Below are 19,138 nucleotides of genomic sequence, written 5' to 3' on the forward strand. Positions count from 1 at the left end.
CCGAGAACTCGCGGCGCCGGATACGATTCCACTGCACCCGCGCCCAGCGGGCCAACATCCAGCAATTCCACTGCTGAGCAGTGCCCGGCTAACTTCGAAGAGCCCACAACATCGACGCGATGGCGAACTGGTGCGCAACCCACGGCGTCTTGCTCGCACCCCACACCAAGACGGCAATGGCACCTGAGCTGATCCGCAGACAACTGGCCGCAGGGGCGTGGGGTATGACCGCATCCACGGTTCGTCACGCCGAGGTCGCCTTCGCCGCCGGAGCGCGTCGCCTGATTCTCGCGCACCAGATAGTCGACACCGCACAGCTGGAGGCACTGAGCAGGCTCGCGGACTCCGGCGCGCAGATCGCGGTTTTCGTGGATTCGTCTGCGGGGCTGGATATCCTGGCGCCGTATGCGCGCAGGAGTCCGTCGATCACAGTACTGGCCGAAATGGGGATCGCGGGCGGCAGGACCGGTGTCCGCAGCGCGCAGGCCCTCTACGAGCTGCTGGATCACATCCACTCGAGGGACATCACACTGTCCGGTGTCTCGGCATACGAAGGACTGCTGCCCGCCATCCGCCGGCCGCTGCCCCCTGCCTACGGAGCGATACCGCCCACCACCGAAGCGGTCACGGAGTTTGTCTCGTCACTGGCCGACGCGATCACCGGGGCGATCGACCGGGGTCTCCTCGCGGCCGACGCGATCATCACTGCCGGCGGCAGCTCGGCCTTCGACATCGTGGCAGACCGACTCAGCGGCGTCGCCGGCGCGGTGATCCTGCGCAGCGGCTGCTATGTCACCCACGATGACGGCGCCTATGTGTACGTGTCACCTCTCCAGGAGGGGAACTCGCCGAACCTCACACCTGCGGGCACCTTACAACCCGCGCTTCGACTGTGGGCGTCCGTGGTCTCTGCACCCGAGCCCGGCAAGGTCATCGTCAACATCGGGCACCGTGATTTCGGCGACGACATCGGCTCTCCTGAACTCCTCGCGAGAGCGACCGGAGGCGAGGTGGTGCCCGCGAGTGGATGGACGGTGGCCCAGACATGGGATCAACACGTGCGGCTCGACTCGTCGGGTCAGGCCACCGGATTACATGTCGGTGACGTCGTGCTGTTCGGCATATCGCATCCCTGCACGACATTCGACAAGTGGCGCGTCCTTCTCGAGATCGACGACGACCACACCGTGGTCGATGTGATCGAGACGAGGTTCTGAGCGATGGCCACACCACAGGCACGTATTGCTCTGGAGGGCTTCGACACAACAGAATGTCTGCGTTGGCGCGACGATTCGCTCTACTTCAGCGACATGGCATTCGGCAAGGTCCATCGCTGGGACGGGCATGCGGGCGACGTGGAGACGGTGGCGGAGCTGCCCGGTCGGGCCGGGGGTATCGGATGGCTGCCCGGCGGCGACATGCTCGTGGTGCTCATGGATGACGCCAAGGTCATGCGCGTCACCGCCGACGGCACCGTGACACTGCACTGTGACCTTCGAGACCGCGTCATCGGCTCCGCGAATGACATGGTCGTCGACGAATCGGGTTACGCCTACGTGGGCAGCTTCGGATTCGACTATCTCTCCTATGCCCGTGAGCATTCGATGACCGACCTCATGAGGCCCCCGGGTCCGCCTACTGCCCCCGTCTATTGCCTGAGCCCCGACGGCGAGGTTGTCGGCAGCAGCGCGCCGTTGGCCTTCGCCAACGGATTTCACCTCGACGACTCCGGACGACATCTGGTGGTGGCCGAGTCACTGGGCCTGCGCCTGACCGCACTCACCGTCGACGGAAAGGGTGGATTCGGGGAGCCCGAACTCTGGGCCTCCCTCATGTCGGGGTGGCTGCGACGGGCGGTCACCGACGGCGGACCGCTCGGGACGTTGACGCGGTTTGTCGCCCGCGCGACCGAACACCCGATGATCGCGAAACACTCCAGCGATCCAGTGAGTCCAGACGGGATCTGCAGTGGCGCTGACGATTCCATCTGGATCGCCAATGCGCTGCGTGGCGAGGTGGTTCAGGTCGCGCAGGGAGGGCAGGTGCTCCAGCGCATCCGAACCAGTCAATTGACACTCGACTGTGTCATCGGGGGCGCGACCGGATCCACGCTTTATGCAGCGACCGTGGCCGCACTCGATCCCGAAGAGGCACGCAGACTCCGCGCCGGACGCATCGAAGTCATCGAACTCGACAGCTGAAATCCGTTCGCGCACAAAGATGGCCACTCGACTCAGGTAGCAGACGAAATTGGAAGGTGCACAAAATGTCCGACAAGAGCCTGATCATCGGAGCGACCGGATTCATCGGTTCTGCGGTGATGCGTCAACTACTGGCCGAAGGTGAGCAGGTCCGCGTCCTCGCCAGAGAATCGAGCACCACTCAGAATCTCGATGAATTCGACGTCGAGGTCGTTCACGGCGATATGCGTGACCGCGAATCCGTAGTACGCGCGCTCCGCGGATGTACCACGATGTACTGCACCGCAGCATATTTCAGTCACTACAACCCAGACCCGCAGGTCGCCTACGACGTCAATGTCAACGGCACGCGCGCGACGATGCAGGCGGCTGAGGCCGCGGGCGTCGAGCGGGTGGTGTACACGAGTACGAACTGCACACTCGGTGCACACGGTGAGACACCCGTCGACGAGTCCGCGATGTTCAATCACTGGCGGACCGGTGACCACTACACACAGTCCAAATTTCTCGGCGAGGTGGAGGCCCTGCGTTTCGCCGCCCGCGGATTGCCGCTCGTGATCGTCAGTCCCACCTACGTGATCGGCACCAACGACGTCCGCCCCACGAATTCCGGCCAACTACTGCTGGATGTCGCGAAGGGGACAATGGCGGTGACCATGAAAGGCTACTTGAACGTCATCGACGTCGAAGACGTTGCACGCGGACACATCCTCGCAGCACGCAAAGGCCGAATCGGCGAAAACTACCTGCTGGGCAACGTGAACATCTCGATCACCGAGTTCCAGAACATGATCGCTGACATCGCCGGGGTATCGCGACCGAGGATCAGCATCCCCTATCCGCTCGCAGTCGCGGTGGGACACGTCTCAGAAGCCATTGCCCGCGTCACCAATACGAAACCGTTCGAGACGGCGTCGGCTGTGAAGATCGGCCACATGGGTGAGTCCTACGACTGTTCGAAGGCGGTGACCGAACTCGGTCTGCCTCAGACGCCGATCGAGGACAGCATTCGCCGAGCGCTCGAGTGGTGGCGCGCACACGGCTATCTCTAGGCCGCGCGTCACGTCCCCTCCGTCACGTCCCTTCCGTCACGTCCCCTCCGACACGCCTTCCGAGGCGCGCACCGCCGACGACATCGCGATGGTGACCGCACCCGCCACCGCCGCGACGAAGGCAATCACGGTGACCGCACCCCACCCCGGGCGAGTGGTGTCACCAAGCAGGGCGATGCCCAGCGCACCGGGAACCACCGTCTCGCCGACCACGATCGCCGCCGAGGCGGCGCTGACCGCACCGGTCTGCAGCGCGACGGTGAACAGATAGAAGCCGCCGATCCCGCAGATCACCACCGCATAGGCGGCGGGGTCGGTCAGCAGTGCGACGAGATCGAATGGCTCGATGCCGCGCAGAATCCGGATGGCCACCGCCATCAGCCCGAACAGGATGCCGCCGGACAGACCGGCGACCACAGCGACACCGGTGGGCAGCATGTGGATCAGCGCCATCGCGAGGAGCAGCAGCACGATCCCGCCGACCAGCAGCGCCCAGTGCAACCAGTCGTGGTCGCGATGCCCCTCATGGCCGGCGCCCAGCCCCATCACCACCAGCGCGACCACCACCACGACAACCGCAGTCCATTCGCGGCGATTGAGGCGGGCGTCGAGCACGAATGTGGCCAACACCGCGGTCACCACCAGATTGGCGCTGACGATCGTCTGCGCCAAGAACAACGGCGTCAGACGGTCGGCCACCAGATTTCCCGCGAATCCGAGCACGTCGAGGGAGATGCCGACGAGAAATGACGCCGTGAGCATCGCCGCGATCGTCGACCGCAGCGTGGGCGCCGCACTCGCCCCCGCCGATTCCTCGGTGACCTCGTGGGCGCCGCGCGCCTGCAGTACCGACGCCGTGCCATAGGCGAGCGCCGCGATGATCGCCGCGACGACGCCGACCGCCATCATCTGGGGGTCAGCACATCCACGCCGACGAACGGCACCAGCGCCTCGGGCACCTTCACGCTGCCGTCGGGTTGCTGGTGGTTCTCCAGGATCGCGACCAGCCAGCGCGTGGTGCCCAACGTCCCGTTCAGCGTCGCGGCCACCTGCGGCTTGCCGTTCTCGTCGCGGTAGCGGATCGACAGGCGCCGCGCCTGATAGGTGGTGCAGTTCGAGGTGGAGGTGAGCTCACGGTAGGTGTTCTGGGTGGGCACCCAGGCCTCGCAGTCGAATTTGCGGGCCGCCGACGAACCGAGGTCCCCGCCGGCGATGTCGATCACCCGGTACGGGACGTCGATCGCGGCGAGCATCTGCTTCTCGATGCCCAGCAGCCGCTGGTGCTGCGCCTGCGCGTCTTCGGGTTTGCAGTAGATGAAGCCCTCGACCTTGTCGAACTGGTGCACGCGCAGGATGCCGCGGGTGTCCTTGCCGTAGCTGCCCGCCTCGCGACGGAAGCAGCTCGACCAGCCGGCGTAGCTCTTCGGGCCGTCGGACAGGTCGATGATCTCGTTCATGTGGTAGCCGGCCAACGGCACCTCGGATGTACCGACCAGGTACAGGTCGTCGTCCTTGTCGAGGTGGTAGACCTCGTCGGCGTGGGCGCCGAGGAAGCCGGTACCGCCCATCACCTCCGGCCGAACCAGCACCGGCGGGATCATCATCGTGAAGCCGTTGGCCATGGCCTTCTGCGCTGCCAGTTGCAACAGGCCGAGCTGGAGCATCGCGCCATAGCCGGTGAGGAAGTAGAACCGCGAGCCCGACACCTTCGCGCCGCGCTCCATGTCGATCAGGCCCAGCGATTCGCCGAGTTCGAGGTGATCTTTGGCGTTCGGGATCTCACGGGGCTCACCCACGGTCTCGAGCACCACGAAGTCGTCCTCGCCGCCGGCAGGCGCGTCGGGTTCGACGATGTTGTCGATGGCCAGGTGTGCTGCGCGCATCTGCTCGTCAGCGGCGGACTCGAGCGCACCGGCCTCTTTGACCCGGTCGGCGAGCACGCGACCCTGCGCCAGCAGCGTCTCACGCTCCTCCGGCGATGCCTTGCCGACCTTCTTGCCCAACGCCTTCTGTTCGGAGCGCAGCGAATCGGCCTCGGCGATGGCAGCGCGCCGCGCGGAGTCCGCGGCCAGCAGCTCGTCGACAAGGGCGGGGTCGGCGCCACGGGTGCGCTGCGACCGGCGGACGAGCTCAGGATCCTCGCGAACAATCTTCAGGTCGATCACGAGACAAAACCCTACCCAGAACCGGGGTGCGGCGGTCGCCACAGGTCGCTGTAGTCGGCGCGCCCGAACATCACCGCGGCATCGCGGGCGGTCGGCGAGCCGGCATCGGGGTCGGCACCCGCGGCGACCAGCGCGGCGACCACCTCGTCATTCGACTTGAACACCGCGCCGGCCAGCGGCGACTGTCCGCGGTCATTGGGCAGGTTCGGGTCGGCACCCCGGCTCAGCAGCGCCGAGACCGTGTCGGCATGTCCGTGATAGGCCGCCAGCATCAGCAGGGTGTCGCCGGTCTGATTGCGCAGATTCACCGGGACACCCGCATCGAGATAGGCATCCAGCGCGGCCGTGTCACCGTTGCGGGCCATGTCGAACAGCCGCCCGGCCAGTTCGGCGAGTTGATCGTCGAGGTCCGACGATTCCGGCGGATCGGAGCGCGGCATGTCACTCATGACACGCACTCTACGAGCGTCCTCGACCGGCCACGCGCACACAACAGGCATCATGGACGGCGATGTCCGACCCGCACAGCCGCGATCCGCACGCCGAACCCGACGCTCACGACGCCGGGGATTCGGCTGACGCTCAGGCATACAGCGCGTACCCCGACGGTTACGACGATGCCGAGGATTTCGACGACGCCGACGACTACGGTCCCGAACCGGCCGACCGGCAGTCGTGGAAATCGCATCTGGCCGCTTCACCCGTGCGACTGGTTCTCGCGGCGATCGTGGTGGGTGCTGTGGTCGCGGGCTGCATCGTGGCGGCGCTGGGTGGTTTCGGCGACAAGGGCGACGTGGCCACCAGCAGCATCGGCGAATCGCAGCGCGGGCCCGACAAGAACGCGTTCAATCAGTCGGTCCCCGGCGACTGCCTGACCTGGCCCGCCGACAACCCGGGCAAGCCGTCGAAGGTCGACTGCGCGCAGCAGCACTATTTCGAGGTCGCCGGCGTGACCGACACCAGCGCCTACCCGGGTACCGAGTTCTCCTCGAACGCACCCTGGCCAGGCACGGACTGGTTCTCCACCTTCCGCGACGAGCACTGCCCCACCGCCGTGTCTGCCTACCTGGGCGGCAAACTCGACCCGCAGGGACGCTTCTCGGTGGGGCTGATGTACCCCTCGGCCGAGCAGTGGTCAGACGGTGAGCGCGCGCTGCGGTGCGGACTGCAGCTCTCGGACTCCCAGGGACGTCTGCAGCCGTTCCTGGGCAAGGTCGGCTCCCAGGATCAGTCCCTGCAGTGGCCCGCGGGCACGTGTATCGGCATCAACGCGCAACGTCAGCCCACCGACGCGGTGGCGTGCAGTGAGCCGCATGCTTTCCAGGTGACCGCGGTGGTCGACCTGTCGGGCACCTTCGGTGCCGCGAACTCCGGTGCCCCCGCCCCATCGGTCGACAAGCAGAACGCACAGCTGACCAAGATCTGCCCCGACCTCACCGACACCTTCTTCGGCGGCGACGCGAAGTTCGCCAAGACGACGCTCAACGTGCAGTGGTCGACCATCGCCGAACCGAGCTGGGCCGCGGGCAGCCGCAAGGTGGTCTGCTACGTGGGACTGCCCGATGCCGGCGGCTTCGCGACGCTGGTCGGCGATGCGCGCCAGACCCTGCTCATCAACGGGAAGATCCCCAACCCGCCACCCGCGCAGCCACCGGGGCGCATCCTGCCGACGGCGGTCCCGCTGCCGGGCGGTGTGGAGCCCAATCCCACCGAGATGCCCGCTCCCAACCCGGTGGGCTGACGATGGCCGTGTCGATGAGTGACGACGAGTTCGAGAACCTCGTCGGCGATGCGCTGGACTCGATACCCGAGGAGCTCGCCGAGGCGATGTCGAACGTGGTGATCCTGATCGAGCCACGCCACCCCGAGGACCCGCATCTGCTCGGGCTCTATCACGGAGTGGCGCTCACGCATCGCGACACCACCTACGCCGGCTACCTGCCCGACACCATCACGATCTACCGCGAACCGATCCTCGCGATGTGTCAGACACATGCGCAGGTGGTGCATGAGGTCGCCGTGACAGTGGTGCACGAGATCGGCCACCACTTCGGCATCGACGACGCGTGGCTGCACGCGCACGGCTGGGGCTGAAGCACACGGGCCGGGGCATACGGGGTTGTACGGGGCGCTGAGCAACCGCGCAACGGACTCAGTCCCGCACCACCAGCCCCGTCTCGAAGACCACCGACTCCCCGGGTGTGCCGGTTCTGATCTGGTCGAGTAGCAGCCTGGTCGCGGTGACAGCCAGTTCTTCGCGCCGGGTGTCGACACCGGTCAACGGTGGCGTATGCGTCCGGGCGACCTGCCCCTCGGAGGTCACCAGGTGAACACGGCGCCCACTGCCTGCTCTGTCGGCCGCGGCCAGATATCGCCATGCGCCGGCGGCGACGGTGTCCAGCGGCGCGTAGATGGCGTCGACCTCGGGATACTCATCGCACAACTCAGCACATGCCACCTCGCCGGCCTGCGCGAAGCCCTCGCCGAGCCGAGCGACCGCGATACGCGGGGGCACGCCCTGGTGTGCACACCAGTCCCGATAGGCGCGTTCGGTGCCGCGGGCGGTCTGGCGTTCGCTGGAATCGATGATCAGGCCCAGGTGATGAGCACCGCGCTCGGCGACGTGAGCGGCCACCAGATCGACCGCGCTGCGCCAATCGATGGAGACAGTGGTGACGTCGGTCTGCTCCGGATCGCCGGAGATCACCACCACGGGCAGCCCGCGTCCCCGCAGCGTGGAGAGCTGGTCGTCGTCGGGATCGGGGTCGATCACCAGGACACCGTCGACGGCGAATTCCTGCACCCACCCGTGCGGTCCGCGCGGAGGCACCAGGGTCAACGCATAGCCGGCGGCCAGGCTCTCCTGCGCGGCGGCCACTGCCGTGCGCAGATACCAGCTCATACCGCTCTGCGGAGTCGTCTCCTCGCTGCGCAGCAGCGAGGCCACCAGGCCGATGGTGTTCGTGGCACCGGTCCGCAGGGCGCGCGCCCGCGGGTTGGGCACGTATCCGAGTCGGGAGGCTGCTTCCCGAATGCGCACGCGAGTCTTCTCGTCCATCCGGCCCTTGCCGTTGAGCGCCTGCGAAACGGTGCCCACCGACACCCCGGAGGCCGCCGCGACGTCGCGGATCGTCGGTCTACCCGCCACGCTGTTGCCGCCGCTCATCGTCACCTCCCCCTCCCTGCACGTGACCGCCTCCCTGCACGTGACCCCCGGTGAATCCTGCCCCGGTGGAGCGATTTTCGTAAGCGTAAACGACGGTGATGTGGCCGAAACATCTGTGGCGCATCATTGTGCTCGTGGTGGAAAAACGATTCATCGACGGTGCTCCAGAATCCCCGACGGTCTACGACAACGCGCTTCTCTTCCCGGCGCATCGCGACGGCGACCCCTTCCTCGGTCATCTCGTGGTCGGCGACGACGGCCGGTTCGTCTCCGTCGAGCCGGGCGCCTTCGACGCCGCCACTGCCTCCCATCCGCACCGGATCGTCGATCTGCACGGCGCGGTGGTGCTGCCGGGGTTCGTCTCGGCACACACTCACCTGTGGCAGAGCCCGTTTCGCGGTGTAGCCGACGGCTGCTCGACGATGGGGTGGATCGAGCAGTTGCACAAGCGGATCGGGCCGCACTTCGGCGACGGCGACATGGCCGCCTTCACCGCACACGGCTACCGCGACATGCTGCGCCACGGCGTCACCACCGTGTGCAACCACACCCACGACTTCGGCATCGGACCCGAAGAGCAATGGGCCGCAGCCATATCGGCACCGGTTCACACCGAGTTCTGCTTCTCGCCGCCGTTGTGGCGTAGCCCAGCGGAGCGGATCAGCGAACTCGACAAGTTCGTCCACCTCAGCGCACCCGATCGCGACCAGGTGCTCGGACTGTCGATGAACACCACCGGGAGAATGACCGTCGAGCAGATGCGCGACGAAGTCGACATGCTGCGCGAGAACAGCTTTCGGATGCACACTCACTACCTCGAAGACCCGGGCACCACTGCCGAACAGCAGACGTGGTTCGACGACCTCGTCGAATCCGGACGTGTGGGGCCCGACACGATCTTCGCCCACTTCATCCACACGACGCCCCATATCCGCGACGGCGCTGCCCGCGCCGGGGCGTCGATGGTGTGGAACCCGCTGTCCAACGGACGCCTCGGTTCGGGGATCGCCGACGTCCTCGGCTACCGCAACGCGGGAGTGCGAGTCGGGATGGGTGTCGACGGGCAGGCAAGCGCAGATGTCGCCGACCCGTTCGAGAACATGCGCATGGGGTTGTACACCTTGCGTGCCACCGCACAGGACGCGACGGTCCTCGATGCCAAGACGGTGCTGCGGATGCACACCGCCGACGCCGCCGATGTCCTCGGTGTCGGGGACCGGGTGGGCAGGCTGGCCCCCGGATACGCCGCCGACTTCCTCATTCTCGACCCGCCCGCGCCGTACGAGATCCTCGACGCCGCCGACCTGTGGGCGTATGCGGTGCTGAGCCTGTCGTCCGCCGACATCCGCGAGGTCCACGTGGCCGGTCGCCTGGCCGGGACGGGTCCCACCGACCGCGACATCGAACTCGAAGCCGACTGTCGAGATCGGTTGTCCCGCATCCGCTCTGCGCTCTGATCTGCCCTCCGCCACCGAACTCATACCCATACCCATACCCGCACCCGAAAGGTGTCTCATGTCCGTCAGCACCGAAGCACTCGAAGACCTCGTCGACGAACTCGGCAACATCCCGCACTCCTCGGAAGCGCGGCTGTTGCGCGCCAAGAGCCGTGACCGATTCGCCCAGAGCCCGGTGCTGCGAGAGGTGATGCGTGGTCGGGTGGCCGACATCTACATCGCACCGCGATCCAAGGAGGAGTTGCGCGTGACCGTGGGCGCCTGCGTGCGGCACCGCATCCCGATCACCGTGCGTGGCGCCGGCACCGGCCAGTTCGGTCAGGGTGTACCTCTGTCGGGCGGGGCCGTGATCGACGTCACGGGTATCACCGGCATCGTCCCCACCACACTGGGTACGGTGCGCGCCCTCACCGGGACACTGCTCGTCGACATCGACAACGAGATCCGCCCCACCGGCTGGGAGATGCGCATGCATCCCTCCACCAAGAATCAGTCGACCATCGGCGGCTACATCGCCGGCGGCCACGCCGGAATCGGCAGCTGCCAGTGGGGAATCCTCCGCGATCGCGGCAACATCGTCGCACTCGAGGTGATGACCGCCGAAGAGAACCCGCGGTTCATCGAGCTCACCGGCGAGGACGTCAACATCGTCCACCACGCCTACGGGGCCAACGGCATCATCACCGAGGTCGAGCTCCCCACCGCCCCGGCGTGGAACTGGCAGGAGCTGGTGATCGCCTTCCCCGAATTCGACCAGGCGGCGCGGTTCGCGGTTGACCTCTGCGAGAGCGAGGGCATCCTCAAGAAGGTGGTGTCGGTTCAGCAGGATCCGCTGCCCACCTATCTGCCCGACCTGGCACCCTATGTGCCACAGGGGCATTCGATGGTCTTGGCGATGGTTGCCGAGCAGTGCATGCCGGTTGTGGAAGATCTGATCGCCGCGAACAACGGCCACATCGGCTACCGCACCGACGAAGAACAGGGCGCCTATGGCATCCCGATGTACGAGTTCACCTGGGGTCACGCGATGATGCACTATCAGCGCGTCAACCGGAAGCTCATCGGGCTGCTCGCCCTGTTCCCCAAGGACGATCTCTACGACTCGATCGTGCGCATCAACCGCGACTTCGCGCATCTGGGGCCCACCCACATCGAGATGAAGCGATTCGACGGCGGGCTGTCGGCGCAGGGCTCCCCGGTGTGGGACTTCGAGAGTCAGGAGCAGATGACCGAGATCACCCGGCAATTGCAGGAGGCCGGGCTCGACATCGCCAACACCCACACCCCCACCCTGCTGGCGAGCGGTATGAAGCCGTGGGCGGCCGCCGAGGCCGAGTTGAAACGCGTCGCCGACCCCTACGGCCTTCTCGCACAGGGCAAGTCCGACGACGAGACGGTCAACGAGGTCACCGAGGCCACCGCGTTGCCGTCGAAGGGCTGGAAGTATCGGCTCACTGCATCAGACGTACAGAGGTGACAGCCCGCACTCAGCCCATCGGGTCGATGACGGTCTCGCTGGGGTCGGTGCTGGTGAACGGCGCCTCGTCGTCGCCCCAGCGCACGCAATCCCACTGCCCGAGTGCGTAGTTCAGCTCCACCTCCGAGCAGTTGCGCAGGTGGTGTTCCAGTGCGAAGCGGGGTTCGACCTGTCCCAGATGTGCGGCGATGAGCCGGATCGCGGCACCGTGGCTCACCAGGTACACGTCGCGCGCATCGGCCCCGTCGAGGTAACGGGCGGCGATGTCGTCGATCACCGGCATGAACCGATCACGCACCATCGACCACGACTCGCCACCGGGGATCGGGTCGTCGCCACCGGCGACACCCCGCAGACGCTCACCCGCGCGACCAGTGGCCTCGTCGGAGCCGTACCAACTGCGGACGATCTTCACGAACAACTCGTGGGCATCGTCGTCGGTGCGGCCCTCGAGGTCACCGAGCTGGACCTCGTAGACGCCCTGCACCACCTCGGGAGTGACTCCCCAGACGTCGCCGATCACCTCCGCGGTCTGCCGGGCCCGCGCTGCGGGCGAACACAGCAGTCTCACCTCACCGACGTCACCGTGTTCGAGCGCGAACCTCGCGGCCTGTCGAATACCGAAGTCGGTGAGTGCCGCGCCGGGCAACGCTGTGTCCAACCGGCGCATCACATTCGACGTGGTCTCCCCGTGCCGCACCAGATGCAGGGTCGCCATCATCGACCTCCTCTACGCAACGACTCAACCCATTCCAGACTGTCACGATGATCCGGCGGCGGAGGCCCCAGACGCACCGCAGTCGGCCACGATCCGAGATACACCACCTCGCGGGCGGCCGCATGCAGCGCGGCCAGCGCCTCGGCGACGGCCGGATCCTCGATGTGTCCGACGGCGTCGAGGAAGAAGAAGTACTCACCCTCGCGCGGCTGCGGACGTGACTCGATGCGCGTCAGGTCGATGCCGCGTGAGGCGAATTCGGACATCGCCCGCATCAGCGAACCGGGCTCATGGGGCAGGTCGAGTACCACCGAGGTGCGGTCGGAGCCCGTGCGCAGCGGCACCGGACCGGGTTGCCGAAGAAGAACGAATCGTGTTGTCGCCGAGTCGGAATCGGCCACGCGATCAGCGAGCACGACCAGTCCGGCCATCGACGCCGCCAGACCGGTGGTCACGGCCGCATCGGCTCGACCCGCGCGCACGTCGTCGGCAGCGCCGGCATTGGAATCGGCGGGGACGAAATGTGCGGCCGGGAACATGGCGGCCACGCTGTGGCGCACCTGCCGCGCGGCGACCGGGTAGGCCGCCAACGTCTGGACCTGAGCGGGGTCGAGTGCGGTGGCGGCGGCGATCGTGAACGCGACCGGCAGCACCGTCTCGGCGACGATCTGCACGCGCGTCCCCTTCGCGAGCGCGTCCATCGTCGAGGGCACCGATCCCTCGACCGAACTCTCGATGGGGACAACGCCGAACTCGGCCGCCCCGTCACGCACCATCTCGATCACCGACTCGGGACTCGACGCGGCCACGCGCGCCGAGCCGGCTCCGACCTGATCGGCGACCAGCGGGTCGGTGAGAAACGCGTCGAGCGCCATCTCGGTGAACGTTCCCGACGGTCCGAAGAAGGCGATGGTCGACATAGTCCGCAGGATAACCGGTGGATGATCGGCCGATTCGCTTCTCTCCCTCCCACCCGGCGGTCAATTAGGTTAGGGTTACCTATCTCGTTGCCATCCCACAGACCGGACCGACGGTGACCGTCCACTTCCCCGAATGGTCTCGGCGCTCGGAGTGAGAGAGGAACCCCTATGACGACCGCACATGCCCTGGCCCCCACCCCGGCCGAAGCCGTGCGCACCGCCTGTATGCGCGCCACCGACGCCACCCTGGCCGTCGACGATCCGGCCGGCGACCGGGCACCCGAGCCGATGCAGATCACCATGGTCCACCTCTACGAGACACAGGCCTTCGTGCTGGTCCCCAACAGCCGTGCCCGCGAACTCGACGCCGCCGCCGACCCTGCCGGCCTACAGGCGATGGTGGAGATCACCGACTGTGCCCCGATCCCCCTGCGCGAGCCGGTACGCGCTCTGATCTGGCTCAACGGTCGCCTGCACGCCGTCCCCCGCGACCTGCAACACGACCTGGCGGTGGAGATCTCCCTCGACCACCCGCAGCCGCATCTGCTCGACGTCGGACACACCCACACGTTGCTGCGTATGCAACTCGGGCATGCGGTGATCGCCAACGGCGCCGGCGCGGCCTCGGCGACCGCCGCCGAACTGGCCATCGCGACACCCGACCCGTTCTGGGAGTTCGAGGACCACTGGGTCGCCCACCTCGATCACGATCACAGCGACCTGGTCGGGGTGCTCGCCCGGCATCTGAGCGACGAGGAGCGTCACGGCCGGATCCGTCCGCTGGGTATCGACCGGTACGGCATCCGGCTGCGCGTGGAAGGTCCTGGGCCTGACACCGACATCCGGCTCCCGTTCAACCGACCCGTCGGCGATGTGGTCGAGCTGTCCGGTGCGTTGCGATCACTGGTCGGCTGCCCCTACCTCAACAGCATCCCCCACTCGCACTGATCGCCCCTAATCTGGCATGCGTGAATGCCGATGTACCCGCCTACCGGTCAGGTGAGCGCGATGCAGGCCGGCCGAACACGGCCGGCGAGCGGATCCGCGATGCACTGAAGGTCGCGGCCCGAGGGATCCCCGCCGATCACGGCATCGCCGGCACCCGGCCGCAGGTGGTGACCGACGCCCGCGAACGCCGCGGCCTGATCGTCGAGATCGTCATCGTGCTGGTGCTCACCTTCGGCATGTCCGGACTGCGCTCCCTGCTGTCGCTGATCGACGCACAACTGCACCGGGGCGGGATCGGCTCACAGTCGGTGGCGCTCAACACCTCGTCGTCGACGGTCGGCATCATCGACCTCGCCGAACAGCTCCTCGACGCCGTTCACCTCTTCGCGATCGCCGCGCTGGCCGTGTATCTGCTGTGGAGGTCGGGGATCACCGCACGAATCCTCGGTCTGAAACCGGTGAAGGTGGCCTCGGATGTGTCCTGGGGTGTGGCCGCCGCAGCGGTGATCGGGCTGCCCGGACTCGGGCTCTACGTCGCCGCACGTGCGCTCGGCATCAACGCCGAGGTGCTGCCCTCCACGCTGACCGACGCCTGGTGGCGGTTGCCGGTGCTCATCCTCGCCGCGATCGGCAACGCCGCGGCCGAGGAGTTCCTCGTGGTGGGCTATCTGATCACCCGGCTGCGCCAGCTCGGCGCCGGCGAGAACTCGTCGCTGCTCGGATCGGCGGTCCTGCGCGGCAGCTATCACCTGTACCAAGGCTTCGGGGGTGGTGTGGGCAACCTCGCGATGGGGCTGGTCTACGGGCGGTTCTTCCAGTGCACGGCGCGTATCTGGCCGCTGGTGATCGGTCATGCGCTGATCGACACGGTCGCTTTCGGCTACGCGCTGCTCGGCGACCACCTCGGCCTGCTCACCCGCTGACGTCGACTCGTCGGCGACGGGCGGAATGCACCGTAAAGTCGTCGGGGTGAGCGACCAGGATCCGCCCTTTCTGCATCGTGACGCCGGTCGCGACGCCGATCGACGGAACCCACCGCAGGGACCGCGCCAGAACCCACCCCGACAGGGGCAACCAGGTCAGAACCCACCGCGACAGAACCCACCGCGACAGGGGCAACCAGGTCAGGCGCCCACCCGGCGCGACCAGTACCCACGTCGCGATCCCCATCCACCACGCGACCAGTACCCACCGCGGCACGACGAGTACCCACGTCGCGACCCGCGCCCGGATCAGCGGGCTCGGCCGGATCAGCGGGCTCGAGGCGCCGCGGGGGTGCCTGGCTACGCACCGCCGCAGCGGCCGCAGGCCGTTCCACCGCAGTACCGCACACCTGCGCCAGATGACCCTCGAGCTCGTCGCGACGACTCGGCATTCGACGATGACGGTCGACTCGCCGCGCTGCGCGAGGAGTACCGCCGCAGCGGCCGTCGAGACAACCGGGTCGGTGGCAGCCCACCGCCGCGGCGTCCCGACAACTACCGACCACAGCGCGAACCCGCTCCCGAGCCGCCGAAGAAGAAGCGGTCCCGCTTCGCGCGGAGGCCGCGACTGACCTTCCTCCGCGTGCTGCTCGTGGTGGTGCTGGTGGTGATCGTCGGGTCGGCAGGACTGCTGTTCTACTTCGACTCCAAGCTGCACCGGGTGAACGCGCTGAGCGCCTATCCCGGCCGTGTCGGTGACACCCCCGGCACCAATTGGCTGCTGGTGGGCTCTGATTCGCGGTCCGGACTGTCCGCCGAGCAGAAGAAAGACCTGAGCACCGGCGATGTGGAGGGTGTGGAAGGCCGCACCGACACGATCATGCTGGTGCACATCCCGCGCAGCGGTAAGGCCATGCTCGTGTCGATCCCACGTGATCTCTACGTACCGATCCCCAGACAGGGGCAGCACAAGATCAACGCAGCGTTCTCACTCGGCGGGGCCTCACTACTCGTGCAGACCGTGGAGTCCGCCACGCGAGTCCACATCGATCACTACGCCGAGATCGGATTCGGCGGATTCGACTCACTGGTCGACGCGGTCGGCGGAGTGACGATGTGCCTCGACCAGCCGCTGCACGATCCCAAGGCTGGTCTGGACCTGCCTGCCGGATGCCAAACCCTCAACGGCAGACAGGCATTGGGGCTGGTACGCACCCGCGCCTTCCCGAACGCCGACCTCGAACGTGTGGTCAATCAGCGGAAGTTCTTGTCGGCGTTGGTGTCCAAGGCGATGAGCCCGAGCACCATCCTCAACCCGTTCAAGTTCTGGCCGTTCGTGTCGGGTGCGGTGAGTTCGCTGACCGTCGACAACGGCGATCACATCTGGCATCTCGGCTATCTCGGGTGGAAGCTGCACTCCGACCCCATCACCACCACCACACCCACCGGCGGACCGATTCAGACCGACGACGGCGACTCGCTGGCCTTCGGCGACAACACCACGCGGTTCTTCGACTACATCGCGCGCGACCAGACGGTACCCAGCGATCTGCTGAGTACCGGTGGCGGAGCGGTCAACTGACGGTCACCCGACCGAGGCTGCCGAGGCGCGTTCCATCAGATAGTCGCCGGCGGTCACCGGTTCGTAGGCACTCTTGCCCACGACACCCGGAATCGGTGCGACCAGCGAGTCGACATTCGTCTCGAAGAACATGATGAGCGAGATCAGCTCCTCCTCAGGTGCGGCGTCCTGCGGCGGGAGCACGCGGTGACGGGTCGAGCGCCACCGGTCACCGGTCCAGCGGGCGAGGATGTCGCCGATGTTCACCGTGAAGGCGTCGGGCACTTCGGGTGCGCTCACCCATTCACCGGGGGCGTCGGCGTCCGGCGCGTCGGGTGCAGCCGGATCGGGATCACCGATCTGGACCTCGAGGCCGCCGTATCCGACCTGCCGGTCCAGCAGGGTGAGCATGCCCCAATCGGTGTGCGGGGCAACGCGAAACTGTCCGGGTGCCGGAGTTCCCGTCACCGACATCGGCGGATACCTATTGATGTTGAACGTATGCGGTGCGGCCGCGCACCGGCTGGTGAACCAGTCGTCCGGGAGTCCGAGGGCCGCGGCGCACATCTCGAGCATCTCGTCGTTGAGCGCGCGCATCGCGGCGGTGTATTCGGTGCACAGCGCCTGCAGTCCCGGGACCTGGGTCGGCCAGACGTTGGGAGCAAACCACTGCGCGTCGATTGCGGCGTCTCCGGTGGGCTGGTCGTGGCCGATGGTGTAGGTCTCCTTGAGGTCGGGACGGGCCTCGTCGCCGTCCTCACCGTAGAAACTGTTGGCCTCCTTACCCGGGCCGATCCAGCCGCGGCCGTAGATCGGCGCGGCGTAGGTCGCCTTGACCTCGGCGGGCAGCGCAAAGAACTCGCGGGCGGCGCCGCGGATGTCCTCGCGCAGCTGCGCGCTCACACCATGTCCGGACAGCATCAGAAACCCCGACTCGCACAGGGCGGAGTCCAGACGCGATGCCATGTGGGCTCTCGTGTGGGCCGAGCCGGTGCGCCATTCGTCGATGTCGATCAGCGGAATCATCATCCAAGCTCAGCACCGCTGCGCACCGCGGTCAATTCGTAGCGATGTCCGACTGTGTCACAGCAGTTTTGGTGCCAGCGGGTGTGGTGCCAGCGGGTTTGGTGCCAGCCGACAATGCCATGTACACCGCAGCGCCCACCACGATGCCGACGATCACACTGAGGTCCGCACCGTCCATCATCGACGCGAGTGGACCCACGAAGACGGTGGTGTTGATGCACAGCACTGACGCGAGCATCCCGAGGAATTGCGCGGTAAGGGCCGGCACCGACCAGAGCGAGACGACCGGCGCCTCGTCGGCACCTACCGGGTAGATCACCCGGCGACGCACCAGATCCGCGGTGAAGACGCCCACCCACGGCGCAAACCAGACGATCATGAACAGCAGGAAGTTGTTGACGAATTGATAGAAGCTCCCCGAGAGCACCACGGACAGGCCGACTATCGCGCAGATGACGCTGTCGACGAGAACAGCTTGCCAGCGCTGGACACGTAGCCCCACGATCTGCAGCGTCACCCCCGAGGAGTACAGGTCGACGGCGTTGAGGCCGAGCATCTGCACGACGACCATCAGCAGGTAGATCACCACGAGCCAGGTGGGGAACACCGTCGACAGTCCCGAGACGGGGTCGGTGGCCGACGGCATCGCCACGGCGATCGCGATACCGAGGAACATCAGCAATACCTGCGGAATACCCCCTGCGAGAGCAACTGTCGTCGCCAGACGCACCTTGCTGACGGTCCGCGGGAGGTAGCGCGAATAGTCGGCGGCGGTCGGCGCCCAGCCGAGCGCGCCCGAGCTGGCGGTCACTGCGATCGCACCGAAGAACATCGCGAGCGAGCCCGGCTGCTGGTCGCCGAGGTGGACCTTGCCGGCGACCAGCCAGGCCATGATCAGGAAGATCACCGCGCACGGAATAGCCAACGCACTCAACGCCTTTGTGATCGCCGCATGTCCGAGTAGTGGCAGCACGGCTTGGATCACCGAGAGGCCGATCACCAGTGTCACCTGGATTGCAGTGGACACCTCCACTCCGGCCATACGCAGTAATGCACTGGCGGCGAGGACACCGAGCACGAGATCGAGTACCTCGTACCCGAGCATCATGATCCAGTTGAAAAACGCAATGGGACGCACGCCGTGATGGCCGTAGACCAGCCGCGAGACCCCGAATGTGGTGGTGCCCGCTGCTGGCCCCGCAATCGATACGACACCGGTGAACACCCAGGTCAGATTGCCGATGAGCACCGCGAGCACGGCCTGCCACCAGTTGAGACCGAGGGCGATCATCAGGGTGCCGTAAACGACAGTGAGGACGTTGAGGATCACCCCCGACCACATCGCCCCGAGATGCCGGACGGTGCCACGCCGCTCGGATTCGGGGATGTACTCGATGCCGCGCTGCTCGACGAGTCCGCGACTGCCAGTGTCATCTCGCTGTTCGACTGCCATACCGTCGGAGGTCACCGGTTCTTGATACCAGCGCGCTGACGCGAACCGCCGCATCGACAACCTTCGGGCTC

Annotated in this window: 19 protein-coding genes; 10 read left to right on the forward strand and 9 right to left on the reverse strand. The window is 66.7% G+C overall.

Going from position 1 to position 19,138, the window contains the following annotated elements; genetic code table 11:
- The first annotated feature begins 110 nt into the window (after positions 1-110).
- From IEW22_RS16425 to IEW22_RS16435, 3 genes are all read left to right on the forward strand, one after another.
- The gene (locus tag IEW22_RS16425) at positions 111-1,217 is read left to right on the forward strand and encodes a type III PLP-dependent enzyme domain-containing protein (RefSeq protein WP_268235495.1); all 1,107 of its coding nucleotides are present in this window, start codon (positions 111-113) and stop codon (positions 1,215-1,217) included.
- Positions 1,218-1,220: 3 nt separating this feature from the next.
- Complete coding sequence (locus IEW22_RS16430; protein ID WP_188587890.1) at positions 1,221-2,201, forward strand: SMP-30/gluconolactonase/LRE family protein; 981 nt, start codon at positions 1,221-1,223, stop codon at positions 2,199-2,201.
- Between the two features lie 65 nt (positions 2,202-2,266).
- Entirely contained in the window at positions 2,267-3,253 is a 987-nt protein-coding gene (locus tag IEW22_RS16435; RefSeq protein WP_188587892.1) for an SDR family oxidoreductase, read from the forward strand.
- A gap of 36 nt (positions 3,254-3,289) precedes the next feature.
- Here the strand turns inward: IEW22_RS16435 and IEW22_RS16440 are convergent, their stop codons facing one another.
- The 3 genes from IEW22_RS16440 to IEW22_RS16450 are packed head-to-tail and all read right to left on the reverse strand — an operon-like array spanning position 3,290 to position 5,858.
- Positions 3,290-4,159 carry a DMT family transporter gene (locus IEW22_RS16440; RefSeq protein ID WP_188587948.1) on the reverse strand — a complete coding sequence of 290 codons (870 nt, stop codon included), beginning with the start codon at positions 4,157-4,159 and terminating at the stop codon, positions 3,290-3,292.
- Positions 4,159-5,418, reverse strand: coding sequence for a serine--tRNA ligase (gene serS, locus IEW22_RS16445; RefSeq protein ID WP_188587893.1), 1,260 nt, complete (start codon positions 5,416-5,418; stop codon positions 4,159-4,161). The genes IEW22_RS16440 and serS overlap by 1 nt, the downstream gene beginning before the upstream one ends.
- Before the next feature lie 11 nt (positions 5,419-5,429).
- Positions 5,430-5,858, reverse strand: coding sequence for an ankyrin repeat domain-containing protein (locus IEW22_RS16450; protein ID WP_188587951.1), 429 nt, complete (start codon positions 5,856-5,858; stop codon positions 5,430-5,432).
- A 71-nt stretch (positions 5,859-5,929) separates the two neighbouring features.
- Here IEW22_RS16450 and IEW22_RS16455 point away from each other — a divergent pair, with 71 nt between their 5' ends.
- Entirely contained in the window at positions 5,930-7,159 is a 1,230-nt protein-coding gene (locus IEW22_RS16455) for a septum formation family protein (protein WP_188587895.1), read from the forward strand.
- Between the two features lie 2 nt (positions 7,160-7,161).
- Entirely contained in the window at positions 7,162-7,512 is a 351-nt protein-coding gene (locus IEW22_RS16460) for a metallopeptidase family protein (protein WP_188587897.1), read from the forward strand.
- Positions 7,513-7,570: 58 nt separating this feature from the next.
- Here the strand turns inward: IEW22_RS16460 and IEW22_RS16465 are convergent, their stop codons facing one another.
- A complete protein-coding gene (locus IEW22_RS16465; RefSeq protein WP_188587900.1) occupies positions 7,571-8,584 on the reverse strand; it encodes a LacI family DNA-binding transcriptional regulator in 1,014 nt (337 codons plus the stop codon).
- A 134-nt stretch (positions 8,585-8,718) separates the two neighbouring features.
- On the opposite strand from IEW22_RS16465, the gene IEW22_RS16470 reads away from it, so the two are divergent.
- On the forward strand, positions 8,719-10,041 hold the full coding sequence (locus IEW22_RS16470; RefSeq protein WP_188587909.1) for an amidohydrolase family protein: 1,323 nt from the start codon (positions 8,719-8,721) through the stop codon (positions 10,039-10,041).
- Positions 10,042-10,099: 58 nt separating this feature from the next.
- A complete protein-coding gene (locus IEW22_RS16475; protein ID WP_188587911.1) occupies positions 10,100-11,518 on the forward strand; it encodes an FAD-binding oxidoreductase in 1,419 nt (472 codons plus the stop codon).
- Between the two features lie 10 nt (positions 11,519-11,528).
- Here the strand turns inward: IEW22_RS16475 and IEW22_RS16480 are convergent, their stop codons facing one another.
- Both IEW22_RS16480 and pheA read right to left on the reverse strand, forming a co-directional pair.
- The gene (locus IEW22_RS16480) at positions 11,529-12,236 is read right to left on the reverse strand and encodes a histidine phosphatase family protein (protein ID WP_188587913.1); all 708 of its coding nucleotides are present in this window, start codon (positions 12,234-12,236) and stop codon (positions 11,529-11,531) included.
- Positions 12,236-13,156 (reverse strand): prephenate dehydratase, encoded by a 921-nt coding sequence (gene pheA, locus IEW22_RS16485; RefSeq protein ID WP_188587914.1) that lies wholly within the window; start codon positions 13,154-13,156, stop codon positions 12,236-12,238. The genes IEW22_RS16480 and pheA overlap by 1 nt, the downstream gene beginning before the upstream one ends.
- 168 nt (positions 13,157-13,324) lie before the next feature.
- On the opposite strand from pheA, the gene IEW22_RS16490 reads away from it, so the two are divergent.
- Positions 13,325-14,104 carry a DUF2470 domain-containing protein gene (locus tag IEW22_RS16490; RefSeq protein WP_188587916.1) on the forward strand — a complete coding sequence of 260 codons (780 nt, stop codon included), beginning with the start codon at positions 13,325-13,327 and terminating at the stop codon, positions 14,102-14,104.
- A gap of 125 nt (positions 14,105-14,229) precedes the next feature.
- Positions 14,230-15,027: a CPBP family intramembrane glutamic endopeptidase gene (locus IEW22_RS16495; protein WP_229742827.1), complete on the forward strand. Its 798-nt coding sequence runs from the start codon at positions 14,230-14,232 to the stop codon at positions 15,025-15,027.
- Here IEW22_RS16495 and IEW22_RS20245 read toward each other — a convergent pair.
- A complete protein-coding gene (locus IEW22_RS20245; protein WP_229742822.1) occupies positions 15,017-15,304 on the reverse strand; it encodes a hypothetical protein in 288 nt (95 codons plus the stop codon). The two genes, IEW22_RS16495 and IEW22_RS20245, sit on opposite strands and share 11 nt — an antisense overlap.
- Before the next feature lie 75 nt (positions 15,305-15,379).
- Between IEW22_RS20245 and IEW22_RS20250 the strand changes: the two genes are divergently transcribed.
- Positions 15,380-16,609: an LCP family protein gene (locus IEW22_RS20250; RefSeq protein WP_308421411.1), complete on the forward strand. Its 1,230-nt coding sequence runs from the start codon at positions 15,380-15,382 to the stop codon at positions 16,607-16,609.
- 3 nt (positions 16,610-16,612) lie between these two features.
- On the opposite strand, the gene IEW22_RS16505 is transcribed toward IEW22_RS20250, so the two are convergent.
- Together IEW22_RS16505 and IEW22_RS16510 are read right to left on the reverse strand one after the other, a co-directional pair.
- Positions 16,613-17,617: an isopenicillin N synthase family dioxygenase gene (locus IEW22_RS16505; RefSeq protein ID WP_188587920.1), complete on the reverse strand. Its 1,005-nt coding sequence runs from the start codon at positions 17,615-17,617 to the stop codon at positions 16,613-16,615.
- Between the two features lie 28 nt (positions 17,618-17,645).
- The gene (locus IEW22_RS16510; protein WP_229742823.1) at positions 17,646-19,082 is read right to left on the reverse strand and encodes a purine-cytosine permease family protein; all 1,437 of its coding nucleotides are present in this window, start codon (positions 19,080-19,082) and stop codon (positions 17,646-17,648) included.
- Between the last annotated feature and the right edge of the window lie 56 nt (positions 19,083-19,138).

It is taken from the genome of Gordonia jinhuaensis, from assembly GCF_014639795.1.
GTDB classification, from domain to species: Bacteria; Actinomycetota; Actinomycetes; order Mycobacteriales; family Mycobacteriaceae; genus Gordonia_B; species Gordonia_B jinhuaensis.

Coding starts and splice junctions, on each gene's coding strand:
- IEW22_RS16430 (WP_188587890.1), top strand. CDS start 1,221: ATGGCCACACCACAGGCACGTATTGCTCTGGAGGGCTTCGACACAACA.
- IEW22_RS16435 (WP_188587892.1), top strand. CDS start 2,267: ATGTCCGACAAGAGCCTGATCATCGGAGCGACCGGATTCATCGGTTCT.
- IEW22_RS16440 (WP_188587948.1), bottom strand. CDS start 4,159: ATGGCGGTCGGCGTCGTCGCGGCGATCATCGCGGCGCTCGCCTATGGC.
- IEW22_RS16450 (WP_188587951.1), bottom strand. CDS start 5,858: ATGCCGCGCTCCGATCCGCCGGAATCGTCGGACCTCGACGATCAACTC.
- IEW22_RS16455 (WP_188587895.1), top strand. CDS start 5,930: ATGTCCGACCCGCACAGCCGCGATCCGCACGCCGAACCCGACGCTCAC.
- IEW22_RS16460 (WP_188587897.1), top strand. CDS start 7,162: ATGGCCGTGTCGATGAGTGACGACGAGTTCGAGAACCTCGTCGGCGAT.
- IEW22_RS16465 (WP_188587900.1), bottom strand. CDS start 8,584: ATGAGCGGCGGCAACAGCGTGGCGGGTAGACCGACGATCCGCGACGTC.
- IEW22_RS16475 (WP_188587911.1), top strand. CDS start 10,100: ATGTCCGTCAGCACCGAAGCACTCGAAGACCTCGTCGACGAACTCGGC.
- IEW22_RS16480 (WP_188587913.1), bottom strand. CDS start 12,236: ATGGCGACCCTGCATCTGGTGCGGCACGGGGAGACCACGTCGAATGTG.
- pheA (WP_188587914.1), bottom strand. CDS start 13,156: ATGTCGACCATCGCCTTCTTCGGACCGTCGGGAACGTTCACCGAGATG.
- IEW22_RS16490 (WP_188587916.1), top strand. CDS start 13,325: ATGACGACCGCACATGCCCTGGCCCCCACCCCGGCCGAAGCCGTGCGC.
- IEW22_RS16505 (WP_188587920.1), bottom strand. CDS start 17,617: ATGATGATTCCGCTGATCGACATCGACGAATGGCGCACCGGCTCGGCC.